At 72.8% G+C, this 12279-nt stretch carries 13 protein-coding genes; 4 read left to right on the top strand and 9 right to left on the bottom strand.

Going from position 1 to position 12279, the window contains the following annotated elements:
- The 3 genes from MNZ39_RS20970 to MNZ39_RS20960 all read right to left on the bottom strand — a co-directional run.
- Window positions 1-595 (bottom strand): SpoIID/LytB domain-containing protein (locus MNZ39_RS20970; protein WP_242341050.1); only part of this gene is annotated, 595 nt, incomplete at its 3' end.
- Window positions 595-1260: a DedA family protein gene (locus tag MNZ39_RS20965; RefSeq protein WP_242341049.1), complete on the bottom strand. Its 666-nt coding sequence runs from the start codon at window positions 1258-1260 to the stop codon at window positions 595-597. The genes MNZ39_RS20965 and MNZ39_RS20970, both read right to left, overlap by 1 nt.
- Window positions 1257-2450 carry a KamA family radical SAM protein gene (locus MNZ39_RS20960; protein WP_242341048.1) on the bottom strand — a complete coding sequence of 398 codons (1194 nt, stop codon included), beginning with the start codon at window positions 2448-2450 and terminating at the stop codon, window positions 1257-1259. Before MNZ39_RS20960 ends, MNZ39_RS20965 begins: the two co-directional genes overlap by 4 nt.
- Window positions 2451-2691: 241 nt before the next feature.
- Between MNZ39_RS20960 and ablA the strand changes: the two genes are divergently transcribed.
- Complete coding sequence (ablA, locus tag MNZ39_RS20955; RefSeq protein ID WP_242341047.1) at window positions 2692-3933, top strand: lysine 2,3-aminomutase; 1242 nt, start codon at window positions 2692-2694, stop codon at window positions 3931-3933.
- Window positions 3934-4149: 216 nt separating this feature from the next.
- Here ablA and MNZ39_RS20950 read toward each other — a convergent pair whose 3' ends face one another.
- The 4 genes from MNZ39_RS20950 to MNZ39_RS20935 form a co-directional block, all read right to left on the bottom strand.
- A complete protein-coding gene (locus tag MNZ39_RS20950) occupies window positions 4150-4656 on the bottom strand; it encodes a hypothetical protein (RefSeq protein ID WP_242341046.1) in 507 nt (168 codons plus the stop codon).
- 37 nt (window positions 4657-4693) lie between these two features.
- Window positions 4694-5527 (bottom strand): hypothetical protein, encoded by an 834-nt coding sequence (locus tag MNZ39_RS20945; RefSeq protein WP_242341045.1) that lies wholly within the window; start codon window positions 5525-5527, stop codon window positions 4694-4696.
- Between the two features lie 144 nt (window positions 5528-5671).
- Window positions 5672-6058, bottom strand: a complete 387-nt coding sequence (locus MNZ39_RS20940; protein ID WP_242341044.1) for a RidA family protein — start codon at window positions 6056-6058, stop codon at window positions 5672-5674.
- Between the two features lie 70 nt (window positions 6059-6128).
- Window positions 6129-8303, bottom strand: coding sequence for a bifunctional (p)ppGpp synthetase/guanosine-3',5'-bis(diphosphate) 3'-pyrophosphohydrolase (locus tag MNZ39_RS20935; RefSeq protein ID WP_242341043.1), 2175 nt, complete (start codon window positions 8301-8303; stop codon window positions 6129-6131).
- Between the two features lie 251 nt (window positions 8304-8554).
- Between MNZ39_RS20935 and MNZ39_RS20930 the strand changes: the two genes are divergently transcribed.
- Window positions 8555-8854: an MTH1187 family thiamine-binding protein gene (locus tag MNZ39_RS20930; RefSeq protein WP_242341042.1), complete on the top strand. Its 300-nt coding sequence runs from the start codon at window positions 8555-8557 to the stop codon at window positions 8852-8854.
- A 37-nt stretch (window positions 8855-8891) separates the two neighbouring features.
- On the opposite strand, the gene MNZ39_RS20925 is transcribed toward MNZ39_RS20930, so the two are convergent.
- Together MNZ39_RS20925 and MNZ39_RS20920 are read right to left on the bottom strand one after the other, a co-directional pair.
- Complete coding sequence (locus MNZ39_RS20925) at window positions 8892-9140, bottom strand: hypothetical protein (RefSeq protein ID WP_242341041.1); 249 nt, start codon at window positions 9138-9140, stop codon at window positions 8892-8894.
- Window positions 9141-9307: 167 nt separating this feature from the next.
- Window positions 9308-9670 carry a TraR/DksA C4-type zinc finger protein gene (locus tag MNZ39_RS20920; RefSeq protein ID WP_242341040.1) on the bottom strand — a complete coding sequence of 121 codons (363 nt, stop codon included), beginning with the start codon at window positions 9668-9670 and terminating at the stop codon, window positions 9308-9310.
- A 219-nt stretch (window positions 9671-9889) separates the two neighbouring features.
- On the opposite strand from MNZ39_RS20920, the gene MNZ39_RS20915 reads away from it, so the two are divergent.
- Together MNZ39_RS20915 and MNZ39_RS20910 are read left to right on the top strand one after the other, a co-directional pair.
- Window positions 9890-10774: a diadenylate cyclase gene (locus tag MNZ39_RS20915; RefSeq protein WP_242341039.1), complete on the top strand. Its 885-nt coding sequence runs from the start codon at window positions 9890-9892 to the stop codon at window positions 10772-10774.
- 12 nt (window positions 10775-10786) lie between these two features.
- Window positions 10787-12271, top strand: a complete 1485-nt coding sequence (locus MNZ39_RS20910) for a glycosyltransferase family 39 protein (protein ID WP_242341038.1) — start codon at window positions 10787-10789, stop codon at window positions 12269-12271.
- The last annotated feature ends 8 nt before the right edge of the window (window positions 12272-12279 follow it).

The raw sequence follows: 12279 nt of genomic DNA, 5'->3' as shown, positions 1-12279 counted from the left end.
AGACGCGCGCCTCGGTCGCCGCGCCGCGCAGGCCCGCGGCGGCGCCGAGCGCGCGCGCGTCGATCCGCGCCGACCAGCGCACCCCCGGCGCGCGGTCGCAGCGCCCGCACGCGACCGAGGCGAGGTAGGGCAGGTCGCGCCCGAGCGCGGGCAGGCCCGCCTCGGTCGTGCCGCCGCACGACGCGTGGAAGTACGCCTCCACCGGCTCCATCCCCGAGACGAGCACCTCGCCCGCCGTGGCCTCGGCCGCCGCCCGCGCCGCGGGGCTCGCCGCGCCGTGCCGGTAGACCTGGGCGAGCACGCCCGTCGCGATGTCCCAGCGCCGGTTCGCGGCCTGCGCCTCGATCTTGCGCGTGAGGGCGTAGCTCCGGGCCGCGACCGCCTGCGCCTTCAGGGCCTCGCCGGGGAAGCTCACCGGCATCTCGCCCGACACCACGCCCGCGACGTAGTCCTCGAGCCGGACCTCCTCGATGCGCTCCGGCCGCTCCGAGACGCGCACGCGGATGAGCTCCTCCGCCTGCGCGGGCGCGGCGGAGACGAGGAGGAGCGCGAGCGCGGCCCGGATCGGCGCCACCCCGAGGGCGGCGGGCGCCATCACCCCTCGTCCGGCGCGCCCGCGACGGTCGCCGCCCGGTCGCGCCGCGACGCGCGGACCTTGTGCCAGACGTAGAAGACCACCGCCGCGACACCGGCGGCCACGATGACGAGCTCGAACCGGTGGTAGACGGCCTTCATGCGCGGGTCGCTGTCCCACTTGTCGCCGAGCTTCGCCCCGACCCACGCGAGCGCGAGGCACCAGGGGTACGAGCCCGCGAACGTGAAGGCGATGAACTTCCCCATCGGCATCCGCGACACGCCCGCCGGGAACGCGATGAACGTGCGGACGACGGGGAGGAGGCGGGCGGCGAACACGACCCACTGACCCCACCTTCGGAAGAGGCGATCCGCCACGTCGAGATCGTGGTGCGACACGAGCACGTACCGACCGTACCGCTCGATGAGCGGGCGGCCGCCGTACAGGCCGAGGTAGTAGGCCGGGACGGAGCCCACGACGCAGCCGATCGCGCCCGCGAGCGCCGCCCCGTGCAGCGTGAAGTTGCCGAGGTACACGTGGTACCCGGCGAGCGGCATGATGATCTCGGACGGGAGCGGGATGCAGGCGCTCTCGATCGCCATGAGCAGGACGACCCCGCCGTAGCCGAGGTAGCCGACGACGGCGATGGTGAAGACCGCGAGCTTGGCGACGACCGACTGGATCATGCGTCCCCTTCGCCCGCGGGCGGCTCGGCAGGCTCGCGGGCATAGTAGACCGCCTCGTGCCCGCAGGTGCAATCCGCCGCGGGAGGCGCCGGGTAGAAGTGGCGCGCGCCGCGAAAGCTCCGGAGCCAGTGCCCCGGCGCGCCCTCCTCGCCCGGCCCCAGCACGTAATCTGGCGAGAGCGTGACCTTCCCGCCGCCCCCCGGGAGATCGACGGCCAGGTGCGGGATCGCGAGGCCGCTCGTCCGCCCCCGCATCTGCTCCAGGATCGCGACCCCGGCCTCGAGCGGCGTGCGCAGGTGCGCCGTCCCCTCCGCGAGATCGCCCTGGTGGAGGTAGTACGGGCGGACCCGGCTCGCGAGGAGCCGCTCGTTGAGATCGGTGAGGAGCCGGGCCGACGAGTTCACGCCGCGCAGGAGCACGGACTGGTTCTCCACCGGCACCCCGTGGTCGACCAGGGCCTCGCACGCGGCGCGCGCGTCCGGCGTGACCTCGACGGGGTGGTTGAAGTGCGTGACGACGAAGAGCGGCGCGTGGCGGCGCAGGAGCGCGGCGAGCGCGGGCGTCACGCGCATCGGGCAGGTCACCGGCGCGCGCGTCGCGACGCGGAGGAGCTGGACGTGCGGGATGGCGCGGAGGCCCGCGAGCAGCGCGTCGAGCCGCTCGTCCGAGAGCACGAGCGGATCGCCGCCCGAGACGATCACGTCCCGCACCTCGCGGTGCGCCCGCACGTACGCGAGCCCCTCCTCGATCGCGTCGCGGTCGAACCCCGCGTCGGCGCCGAACGTGATCCGCCGGCGCGTGCAGTGACGGCAGTAGACCGAGCAGCGATCGACGGCGAGGAAGAGGACGCGATCCCGGTACTTGTGGACGATCGCGCGCGCGGGCCGGTGCGCGTCCTCGCCGATGGGATCGCGCAGGTCCCCGGGCGCCTGCGTCGCCTCGCCGGGGAGCGGGATGGACTGCATCCGGATCGGACAGCTCCCGTGGACGGGGTCCATGAGCGACGCGTAGTACGGCGTCACCGCGACGCGCGTCCGCCCTCGCGCGTGCGCGAGGCCCGCGCGCTCGTCGTCGGTGAGGGCGACGAGGCGGCCGAGGTCCTCGGCGGTGCGCAGCGCGTTCCGGTGCTGCCAGCGCCAGTCGCGCCAGTCGCTCTCGGAGACGTCGGGGAATCGGGCTCGAAAGTCCATGGGATCACCGCTCGGGCCGTCGCCACGGGGAACGCCCGGCGGGGCGCGGAAGCTACCCGCCCGCGACGCAGCGGTCAAACGACGCCTGGCCCCGGAGCGCCGCCTCGCCTGCCTGCTGCCGCTCGGCCTGCACGGCGGGACCCACCCCGGTCGGTGGGGCGACGGGCCGTGTCATGGCGGCGCGTCGGTGTTAAAGGAGACGCGCGGCCCTCGCAGAGGGCCCCCTGTGGAGCGAGACGACATGGCGAATCTTCCTGTGACGAGCGACCACGGGGACGTCGGCGCCCTTCCTCCGGAGCGCGCGAACGGCGAACCCCGCCCGGCCGGCTCGGCGATCGACGACGGGATCCGACCCGTCCCGAGCGTCCGCGCGCGCTTCGCGCCCGGCCCGCGCTCCATCTGGAAGGACGTCCCCGAGACGCTCTGGAACGACTGGCACTGGCAGCAGCGCGAGCGGATCACCCGGCTCGAGCAGCTCGAGAAGGTGATCCACCTCACGGACGAGGAGCGCCGCGCGGTCGTCGAGACGGACGCCGAGTTCCACATGGGGATCACGCCGTACTACGCGGCGCTCATGGATCCCGACGACCCGAGCTGCCCGATCCGGCTGCAGTCGGTCCCGACCCTGGGCGAGCTGACCATCGCGCCCGCCGACCTCGAGGACCCGCTCGCCGAGGAGCGGGACATGCCGGTGCCCGGCATCACGCACCGCTACCCGGACCGCGTCCTCTTCTACACGACGCACAACTGCCCGGTTTACTGCCGCCACTGCACGCGCAAGCGCAAGGTGTCGGATCCGACGACCGCGGCCGCGAAGCGCCAGATCGAGGAGTCGCTCGCGTACATCGCGGCGCACCCGGAGATCCGCGACGTGGTGATCTCCGGCGGCGACCCGCTCTCGCTCTCGGACGACCGGCTCGACTACATCCTCGGCCGGCTGCGGGCGATCCCGCACGTCGAGATCTTCCGGCTCGGCACCCGCAACCTCGTCACCCTCCCGCAGCGCGTGACGGACGACTTCGTCCACATGCTGCGCCGTCACCACCCGGTCTACGTGAACACGCACTTCAACCATCCGAAGGAGTGCACCGCCGAGGCCTTCGAGGCGGCGCGGCGGCTCGCGGATGCCGGGTGCGTCATCGGCAACCAGATGGTGCTCCTGAAGGGCGTCAACGACGAGCCCGAGACCGTGAAGGAGCTGAACCACAAGCTCCTGCTCATGCGGATCCGGCCCTACTACATCTACCAGTGCGATCTCTCGAAGGGCATCAGCCACTTCCGCACGCCCGTCGAGACCGGCATCCGCATCATCGAGCACCTGCGCGGCCACACCTCCGGCCTCGCCGTGCCGCACTTCGTCGTCGACGCGCCCCAGGGCGGCGGCAAGATCCCCGTGAACCCGAACTACGTGGTCTCGCACGAGGGGAAGCGCTGGGTGCTGAGGAACTACGCAGGGAAGGAGTACGAGTACCTGGAGCCTTAGGTACGGCGCACGATCCCGGGCCTGCGACGGGGGTGCTCGCTCCTTCCGGCTGCGGCGTACGGAGGCAGTACGCCTCGCCGGGCGTCGCTGCGCTTCCCCGTCTCGGCTCCGGGCTCGTGCGCCTGCGGAACGTCTCTCCGCGTTCACGCGATCCCGGGCCTGCGGATGGGGCACGGCTGCGGGTGAGGTCTCGACGCGTGCGAGCGCGGGCCGGCGTCACTGCTCGATCGTGACCGTCAGCTGGGAGCTGCCGGCCCAGCGGGTGAGCTTCGTGACGAGCGCGATCATCCGGCCGTCCTCGTCGTTCCACTGGCAGCCCGCCTCCTCGCACGCGCCCGGGATCGCCGAGAGCACCTCGCGCCAGCGAGCGTCGAGCCTGGCGATGGCGAGGGGGTTCCCCGTGTAGTCGAGCGTGAGGCCGGAGATCGTTCCCGAGCCGTCGCGCTTCACGCCGTACAGGACGTCGAGCCTCGTCCCGAAGTCGCTCGCGAGCTCCCGCGCGAGGTGGGTCCCGTCCCAGGGAAACGCGAGCGGGCCGCCGAAGACGGCCTGCGCCTCCTCGAGCCCCGTACCGACGCCGACGCCTTCGAAGGTCATGCGCCCGGGGGCCCCTGCGGGCTGGAGCCGAACCCGGGCGCGCAGGTCGCCGTGAGCGTCGGGAGCGCAGGCGGCGGCGAGCAGGGCGAGTGCGACGGCGAGGGCGAGCGGAACGTGGCGCGGCATGTGGGCTCTCCTTGTGTTGCGGGGGGGGTAGAGGCGTTCAGCGCTTCTTCGTCCAGAAGTCCTCGTTCGACAGCGCGCGGCGTGCGGTCTCGACGTCGAGGAGCTGGACCCGGACGCCGAGCTCCGCCCGCGCTCGCAGGTGGAGCCGGTCCGAGCCGAGGCGCGCGGAGGGTCCGACCTGAACCGTGAACCCGTCGCGGCGGGCGCCGCCGGATACGACGCCGTGCCGGAGCTCCGGGAGCTCGAGGCGGTCTCTCGCCGCGGTCAGCACGGGCGTCTTCACGACGCAGCCCGGCCGGCCCGCCTCGTCGAGCGCGCAGCGGACCGCGACGCGCCGCGCGCCGAGGCTCGCGGTCACCGCCCGCTCGCGCAACGACGCCTGCGCGCCGATGCGGAGCGCGCCCACGTCGAGCTCCAGCCCGACGGCCCCCTCCGCGCTCACCTCGAGCGGCGCGGGGCGGCGCTCGAGGCGGGCGCGGTGGCGCTCGACCGCTCCGAGCGCCTCCGCGAGCGCGTGCCGGAACCGACCGTGGATCGCGGCGAGATCCTGGTTCTCCGCGGTCACCGCGCCCGGCTCCCACGGCTGGAGCTCGCGGACGGGGTCGATCACGCGGGGGTGCGCCGCGAGCTCGTCGAGGGTGCGGCACGCCTTCGCCGACGCCACCCACTCGCCGAGGAACCGCTCGAAGTCCGCGAGATCGAGGCGGCGGAGCGCGACGTTCGCCCGGTGCACGGCCGCGCGCTGCTCGGGGCTCCGGCCGCAGAGCGAGTACGAGGGCCGAAACCCGCTCCACAGCAGGTCGCGCGCTCCGTGGGGCTCGCGCGGAGGGAGGACGACGTGCGGCGTGCTGCTCGACTCGATGCGGGACATGCGGTGGCCCTCGCGGTCCGACGAATGGATCGTCCGGATCGCGAAGGGCGTGCCGCGCCCAAGCGCTCGACATCACGTGCGCCCCCGCGGCCCGGGCGGCGCCTTCGCGGACCTGGAGGACGCCGGGCGGACCTTCGAGGGCCGCTACTCGACCACGGCGATCGCGTCGATCTCGACGCGCGCGCCGCGGGGGAGCGCCGCGACCTGCACGGTCGCGCGCGCCGGCGGCTCGCCCGGGAAGTACCGGCCGTACGCCGCGTTCACCCGGGCGAAGTCGCCGAGGTCCGCGAGGAAGATGGTGGTGCGGACGACGTGCTCGAACCCGGCGCCTCCCGCGGTGAGCACGGCGCGCAGGTTCTCCATCACGCGCGTCGTCTGCGCGTCGATGTCCCCGGCCACGAGCTCGCCGGTGGCGGGGTCGAGCGGGATCTGCCCGGAGAGGAACAGCGTGCGCCCGCCGCGCGCCTCGACGGCCTGGCTGTAGGGGCCGATCGCCTGGGGCGCGGCCGGGGTGGAGAGGATCCGCTTCATGCCGCTACCGTAGCGGCCTCGGCCCGAGCGTTCAACGGTGGCTTCTCGCGCGGCGGCGGCCGGGGCGCGATCAGACGCGCTCGACGGACTGGACGCCCTCGATCCGCTCGAGCGTCCGGATGACGGACTTGAGCTGCTTCAGGTCACCGACCGTGACCTCGAAGTCGTTCACGGCGCGCTCGCCCGGCGTCGTGCGGCAGCTCGCCTGCGAGATGTTCAGGCCGGCCTCGCTGAACGTCTGCGAGATCCGCGCGAGGATGCCGGGGCGGTCGCTCGTGATGACCCGGATCGAGATCTGCCGCTTGAAGTCGCCCTTCACGTCCCAGGCGACGTCCACGCGCCGCTCCGGGTCGATCCCCAGGACCTTGTCGCACGCGACGGTGTGGACCGTCACGCCCCGGCCGCGGGTGATGAAGCCGACGATGGCGTCGCCGGGCACCGGGTTGCAGCACCGGCCGTAGCGGACGAGCACGTCGTCGATGCCGTTGATGCGGACGCCCCCCGCCGGGCGGCGCGCGACCTTGCGGAAGATCTCGGTGAGGCGCGAGGTCGGCGACGGCTCCGCGGGCGTGGGCTCGGCGAGCTTGTCGGCGGGGAGGAGCTGCTGGAGCACCTGCGCCGGAGCGACCTTGCCGTAGCCGATGGCCGCCAGGAGGTCGTCGGGGGCGCGGTAGCCGAGGGCCTGCGCCGCCTTCTCGAGATCGCCGCCCTTCTGGGCCTTGGCGAGGCTGAGGCCGAAGCGGCGGAACTCGCGCTCCGCGACGTCGCGCCCGATCTCGAGCGAGCGGCGGTGCTCGGCCTGGCGGATGAACTGGCGGATGCGGGCCTGCGCGCGGCTCGTCTTGACGAAGCTGAGCCAGTCCTTCGACGGGTGCGCGTTCGGCGAGGTGAGGATCTCGACCGTGTCGCCGTTCTTCAGCGCGTAGCGCAGGGGGACGAGCTTGCCGTTCACCTTCGCGCCGACGGTGTGCTCGCCGACCTCGGAGTGGATCGTGTAGGCGAAGTCCACCGGCGTCGCCCCGCGCGGCAGGCTCTTCACCGCCCCCTTCGGCGTGAACACGAAGACCTCGTCCGAGAAGAGGTCCACCTTCACCGTCTCGAGGAACTCGCGCGGATCGGCGAGCTCGCGCTGCCACTCGACGAGCTGCCGCAGCCAGCCGAAGCTCTCGGCGTCCTTCTTCGAGAGCTCGGCGCCCTTCCCGTCGCGCCCCTTCTCCTTGTACGCCCAGTGCGCCGCGACGCCCTCCTCGGCGATGCGGTGCATCTCCTTGGTGCGGATCTGCACCTCGATGCGCTCGCCGCGCGGCCCGACCACCGTGGTGTGGAGCGACTGGTAGAGGTTGGGCTTCGGGATGGCGATGTAGTCCTTGAAGCGGCCGGGCACCGGCTTCCACAAGGAGTGGATGATCCCCAGCGACTCGTAGCACTCCGCGACGGTGTCGACGATCACGCGGAAGCCCACGACGTCCAGGATGTGGTCGAAGTCGACGTCGAGCTGACGCATCTTGCGCCAGATCGAGTAGACGTGCTTCACGCGGCCCGAGACCTGGACGGAGATCCCCGCGTCGGTGAGGCGCCCGCGGATGACCTCGACGACCTCCTGCACGAACTGCTGCTTCTCCTTCGCCTCCGCCTCGACGCGCGACGACAGCTCGGCGTAGTCCTCTGGGCGGAGGTACTTGAAGGAGAGGTCCTCGAGCTCGCTCTTCAGCCACTGGATCCCGAGCCGGTTCGCGAGGGGCGCGTAGATGTCGAGGGTCTCGCGCGCGATCCGCTCCTGCGACTCGGGCTTCATGTGATCGAGCGTCCGCATGTTGTGGGTGCGATCGGCGAGCTTGACGAGCAGGACGCGGATGTCCTTCGCCATCGCGACGACCATCTTGCGGAAGTTCTCGGCCTGCTTCTCCTCCTGGGTGTTCGCGGCGCTGAACTGCGAGAGCTTCGTCACCCCGTCGACGAGGTCCGCGATCTCGGGCCCGAACAGCTCCGCGATCTCCTCCTTGGTGGCGAGCGTGTCCTCGATCGTGTCGTGGAGGAGCCCGGTCACGACCGACGACTCGTCGAGCTTCAGCTCGGCGAGGAGCCCTGCCACCTCCAGGGGGTGGATGAGGTACGGCTCACCGGACTTGCGGATCTGCCCCTGGTGGACCTTGGCGGAGTAGACGTACGCCTTCTTGATCAGGTCCAGATCGGGGTCCGGGTGGTACCCACCTACCCGGTCCAGGATGTCGTTGAGGCGCAGCACACGGATCGTTCGAGCGTATCGGGTCGAGCCCGGGCGCGGCAAGCCCGGGATACGCCCCCCACTCGTCTCCTTTCCGTAACGCGGCGCAGCAGGCGGCGCCAGGTCCGCCGCGACGCCGGGGGCCCTGCCCGGCTGCCAGGGGCCAGGCGATTTGAGCGCGGGCGGGGGCGCGGCTAACGTGGCAGCACGCGCCTCGCCGGGCTCCGAGGCGCCATCACGCGCCTCCGTCCCGGGGCGCCGGGAGGATCGAGATGGCGGTCGTCTTCGTCAGCATCACGCCGCTCGGCACGGGGACGCCGAGCGTGTCGCGCTACGTCGCGGGCGTGGAGCGCATCCTCCGCGGCACCACGCTCACGCACGAGCTCACCGCCATGGGGACGATCATCGAGGGCGACCTCGACGAGATCCTCGCGGTCGTGCGCCGGATGCACGAGCACCCCTTCACGGAGGGTGCCGTCCGCGTGTCGACGCTCGTGAAGATCGACGACCGCCGCGACAAGGAGCACACGATCGCCGGGAAGATGCGGTCGGTCGCGGAGAAGCTCCGCTGAGCGACCGGGCGCGATTCGAGAGAGGCGACCGGGCCGTTCAGCGGGCTCCCTCCGCGCTCCGGCCCGGCGCGGCGGCGGCCCGGTCGTCCGGCTTCGCGCCGGCGCGCGGGTCGATCGCGGGGGCGCGCTCGGCCGCCGCCCGCTCCTGATCGGCCTGGTACTCGCGGACGGAGCGGCGGTTGAGCAGGACGATCGTCCCGCCGCCGAGGACGGCCAAGGCCATGGCTACGGCGAACAGCCAGAACGCGCGGCGGGAGCGGCGCTGCGGCCGGGCGGGGGCGGTCATCGAGCGATCCTAGCGCGGCGGCGAGCGAGCGGCGGCGCGCGTCCGTCGCGACCAGGCGGAGCAACACGCGGCGCGCGCCGGTCGGTCATCGCGAGAAGCTCCCCGAAACGCGAGCGGCCGGGCGCTCGGCCCGGCCGCGGGGTGATCGTCCGCCGTAGGCGGGCGCGCTACCCGAACGACTTCTCCTTCTGCTCCTGCTCTTCCTTGCAGCGGATGCAGAGGGTCGTCACCGGCCGCGCCTCGAGGCGCTTCGCGGAGATCTCCTCCTCGCACCGCTCGCAGATGCCGAAGGTGCCGTTCTCGATGCGGGCGAGCGCCTTGTCGATCTTGGCGAGGAGGAACTTCTCGCGATCCCGCAGGCGGAAGATCATCGACTGCGTGTACTCGCTCGACGCGAGGTCGATCTCGTCGGGGAGATCGTCGGTGTCGAAGCTCGCCTCTTCCGTGAGCGTCTTCTTCGCGGAGAGCAAAAGCTGCCGCTTGGACTCCTCGAGCATCGTCTTGAACTTCTTCAGGTCCTTCTTGTTCAAGCGACCTCCTCGCTGACGCGCCCCCCCGGGGGCCCGACCGAAAAGAGCGGAGAAACTAGTCTGCGCCCCCGGGGCTGTCAAGCCGTGCCCAGCCGCGCAGCGGGCCTTTCGCGCGGCGCGCGCTCCGCGGCGATCGCCCCGGCGGCCGCGGCGCGCGGGCCTCGGGAGAATCGCGCGGAAGCTTTACTCGGGTCCGCCGCCGGAACATGCTCAAGCGCCATGTCCGACGGGAAGTTCGACCGCGAGTTCCTGCGCGGCGCGCTCGCGCTCACCGCGCGATCCGAGGTGGATCGCCTGCTGCTCATCTCCGACCACCCCATCTCGCCGAACGAGATCCGCGGCCGCCCGATCAAGCGCAAGCTCGTCTACGCCGTGACGAGCGAGGGGATCGCCGACCAGCTGAAGGCCCGCAAGTACATGGCGGTGCTCATCCCGCCCTACGACTACACGCGCATCGAGAAGATCAAGGTGGCGGTCGTCGCCGCCCAGGCCGCGGGCGTCGTTCGCGACGGCGACACCATCCTCGCCCTCGCCGGACCGGGCGAGGACCGGGTCGTCGACACGCTCGTGAAGGTGGAGATCGGCTCGGAGGACCCGGAGGAGAAGATCCGCGTCGACACGCTCGGGCTCCCGCCCGGGTTCTCCTCGCAGGTGGTGGAGAGCCTCATCCACACCGCGATGGAGATCGGCGCGGAGGGCTACGAGGGGCACCCCGTCGGCACGATCGTCGTCATCGGCGACTCCACCGCGGTGATGGAGAAGAGCCGCCAGCTCATCCTGAACCCGTTCCAGGGGATCAGCGAGGCGGAGCGGAACGCGCTCGATCCGCCCATCCGCGAGGCCATCAAGACGTTCTCCGCGCTCGACGGCGCGTTCATCATCCGGGAGGACGGCGTCGTGCTGGCGGCGGGACGCTACCTGCTCACCATGTCACGCGACGTGAAGCTGCCGATGGGGCTGGGCGCGCGCCACAGCGCCGCGGCGTCGATCACGACCGAGTCGAAGTCCATCGCGGTCACGGTCTCGCAGACGAGCGGCACGGTCCGCGTCTTCCGCGAGGGCGAGATCGTCCTCGAGCTGCGCCAGAAGCTTCGCCGCGTCTGACCCAGGGCCGCCTTGCACGCTCCCGATCGCCGCCCCGCCCTCGCCGCGCTGCTCCTCGGCGCGGCCGCGACGCTCTTCCACGTCTATTACGCGGGCCACCTCGCCCTCTCCCCGCAGGAGGCGTACTACTGGGAGTGGGCGCGGCGGCTCGACCTGTCGTACTTCGATCACCCTCCCCTCGCCGCCTGGACGATCGCGCTCACGACCGGCCTCCTCGGCGACTCGGAGCGCGCGATCCGGCTCGCGGCGGCGCTCCACTCCGCGATCTTCTGCGCCTTCTTCTGGCTCTCCGTCCGGCGGCTCTTCGGCGCCCGGGTGGCCCTCGTCGCGCTCGCCGCCGGACTCGCCGTCCCGCTCTTCGCCCTCGGGCAGGTCATCATCACGCCCGACGGGCCGCTGCTCTCCGGCTGGGCGATGGCGCTCTACTTCACGCTGCGCGCGCTCGACGAGGAGCGGCCGGCGTGGCTGCTCGCCGCGGGCGCGGCGACCGGGTGGGCGCTCCTCGGCAAGTACACCGGGGCGCTGCTCCTGCCGCAGATCCTGCTCGCGCTCCTCCTCGACCCGCGCGGCCGGCGCATGCTGCGGACGCCGTGGCCGTGGGCGGGGGCCGCGCTCGCCGGCGCGCTGTTCGCGCCGGTGATCGTCTGGAACCTCCGGCACGGGCTCGCGAGCTTCGAGTTCCAGACGCAGGCCCGCGTCGCGCACTCCTCCCTGCGCCCGGTCCTCGTCGCGCGCTACGTGGGGCTGCAGGCGGCGCTCGTGACGCCGGTCCTGCTCGTGCTCGCGGTGGAGGCCGTCGTCCAGGCGATCCGGCGGCGAGCCGATCCCGCCTTCCGGATGTGCGCGATCTTCGCGGCGCCGCTCCTCTGCCTCGCGACGCTCGTCTCCCCTTTCCACTGGGTGAAGGGGAACTGGCTCGCGCCCGTCTACCCCACCGCCTTCGCGGCCGCCGCGGCGCTCGCGCTCGCGGGGGGGTGGCGGCGCCGCGCCGGGTTGGCGGGGATCGCGCTGGCGCTCGCCGGCAGCGTCTACACGCACCTCGTCCCCGTCTTCCCCGCGGTGCCGTTCCCGGCGCGCGACGAGGGCTCCGCGGGCTGGCGGGACCTCGCCGCGCGGGTCGACGCCGAGCGCGCGCGCCTCGGCCCGGACGCCTTCGTGGCGGGGTGCAACTACAAGGTGTCGGCCGAGCTCGCGTACTACCTGCCGGGCCACCCGCGGACCTGGTCCGCCGAGATCGCGGGCGACCACGGCCTGCAGTACCGCTACTGGTTCGACCCCGCCGCGCTCGCCGGTCGCGAGGGTCTGCTCGTGCTCGACCCGCGCGAGAAGCACACGTGCGAGCGCCGCGCCGAGGCGTGCCGGCCGCTCGTGGCGCTGCCGCCGCTCGAGGTGAAGCGCGGCGACGCCACCGTCACGACCTTCGAGCTGTGGCGCTGCCGGTACGGCGAGCCGCCGCCCGCGCCGCCGGGGCTGGCCGCCGCGCCCGCGCCGCGCTGAGGCAGCCG

It is taken from the genome of Anaeromyxobacter sp. SG66 (assembly GCF_022690805.1).
In the GTDB taxonomy this organism is placed as follows: Bacteria; Myxococcota; Myxococcia; order Myxococcales; family Anaeromyxobacteraceae; genus Anaeromyxobacter; species Anaeromyxobacter soli.
The sequence above is the reverse complement of the archived record's forward strand: the minus strand, read 5'-3'. Positions and strand labels throughout refer to the sequence as shown.

Bases quoted from the DNA above. Each gene is read 5' to 3' on its own strand.
- MNZ39_RS20945 (WP_242341045.1), bottom strand. From the start codon at position 5,527: ATGTCCCGCATCGAGTCGAGCAGCACGCCGCACGTCGTCCTCCCTCCG.
- MNZ39_RS20930 (WP_242341042.1), top strand. From the start codon at position 8,555: ATGGCGGTCGTCTTCGTCAGCATCACGCCGCTCGGCACGGGGACGCCG.
- ablA (WP_242341047.1), top strand. From the start codon at position 2,692: ATGGCGAATCTTCCTGTGACGAGCGACCACGGGGACGTCGGCGCCCTT.
- MNZ39_RS20950 (WP_242341046.1), bottom strand. From the start codon at position 4,656: ATGCCGCGCCACGTTCCGCTCGCCCTCGCCGTCGCACTCGCCCTGCTC.
- MNZ39_RS20925 (WP_242341041.1), bottom strand. From the start codon at position 9,140: ATGACCGCCCCCGCCCGGCCGCAGCGCCGCTCCCGCCGCGCGTTCTGG.
- MNZ39_RS20960 (WP_242341048.1), bottom strand. From the start codon at position 2,450: ATGGACTTTCGAGCCCGATTCCCCGACGTCTCCGAGAGCGACTGGCGC.
- MNZ39_RS20915 (WP_242341039.1), top strand. From the start codon at position 9,890: ATGTCCGACGGGAAGTTCGACCGCGAGTTCCTGCGCGGCGCGCTCGCG.
- MNZ39_RS20965 (WP_242341049.1), bottom strand. From the start codon at position 1,260: ATGATCCAGTCGGTCGTCGCCAAGCTCGCGGTCTTCACCATCGCCGTC.
- MNZ39_RS20940 (WP_242341044.1), bottom strand. From the start codon at position 6,058: ATGAAGCGGATCCTCTCCACCCCGGCCGCGCCCCAGGCGATCGGCCCC.